Below are 1,313 nucleotides of genomic sequence, written 5' to 3' on the forward strand. Positions count from 1 at the left end.
AGCTCAGTAGCCATACCCGCCCACTGCGCACCCTGACCCGAAAACACCAGACCCGTCGAACCCGAAACCACACGACCGGACACCACACCCGGAACGGATTCAGCGCGGCCCAGCGCTTGTGTGCCGGCTCGCAGCCCGTCACGCTCGGCTGACAACACCACGGCCCGATGGTCGAACAAACCCCTCGAAGTTACGAGCGAGAAGCCGACATCGATCGGGTCGTGGTCGTCGACATACGTTGCCAGGCGGGCAGCTTGATCGGTAAGAGCCTCGCCACTGCGCGCCGAAACGACCCATGGCAACACTCCGCCGACCGGGACGGTCTTCACCGCCGGCACCGGCGCCACGACCGGGGCCTGCTCGATGATGACGTGCGCGTTGGTGCCACTGAGGCCGAACGAGGACACACCAGCACGACGTGGCCGGTCCGCCACCGGCCATGATTGCGGCTCGGTCAGCAACCGCACATGCCCCTCGGACCAGTCGACCTTGGTGCTGGGCTGATCAACATGGAGGGTCTGCGGCAGCAGCCCGTGCTGCATCGCCATGACCATCTTGATCACACCACCCACACCCGCGGCAGCCTGAGCGTGACCGATGTTCGACTTCAACGACCCCAACCACAACGGACGATCCGCATCCCGGTCCTGGCCGTAAGTCGCCAGCAACGCCTGCGCCTCGATCGGGTCACCCAGGGTGGTACCCGTTCCGTGGGCCTCCACCGCATCGACCTCGACCGGCGAGATACGAGCATTCGCCAACGCTTGGCGGATCACTCGCCGTTGCGAGGGACCGTTGGGTGCGGTGAAACCATTCGATGCGCCATCCTGATTCACCGCCGAACCAGCGATCACCGCAAGAACCTGATGAGCATTGCGCTGGGCATCGGACAACCGCTCCAACACCAGCACACCGGCACCTTCGGACCAGCTCACCCCATCGGCGGTGTCGGCGAAGGATTTACAGCGCCCGTCCGGAGCTAATCCGCGCTGCCGACTGAACTCGAGGAACATATCCGGCGTGGCCATCACCGCCACACCACCGGCCAACGCCAGATCGCACTCCCCCGACCGCAACGACTGCGCGGCCAGATGCAGGGCCACCAGCGACGACGAGCACGCCGTATCCACCGATACGGCCGGGCCTTCCAACCCTAGGGTGTAGGCGACGCGACCGGAGACCAAGCTTCCGCCGGCGCTGTTACCGATACCAGCGCCCTGGGCGTAGTCGTGGTACATCAGACCGGTGAACACCCCGGTCGAGCTGCCACGCAGCACCGCCGGATCCACACCAGCGCGTTCCAACGCCTCCCA

1 protein-coding gene is annotated in these 1,313 nt (G+C 65.6%); it reads right to left on the reverse strand.

All coding sequences use genetic code 11. The features are described 5' to 3' along the window. The coding region (locus ACZ60G_RS44115; RefSeq protein WP_465818402.1) for a beta-ketoacyl synthase N-terminal-like domain-containing protein at positions 1-1,313 on the reverse strand (1,313 nt) is incomplete at both ends.

Source organism: Nocardia sp. NPDC102475, assembly GCF_055584605.1.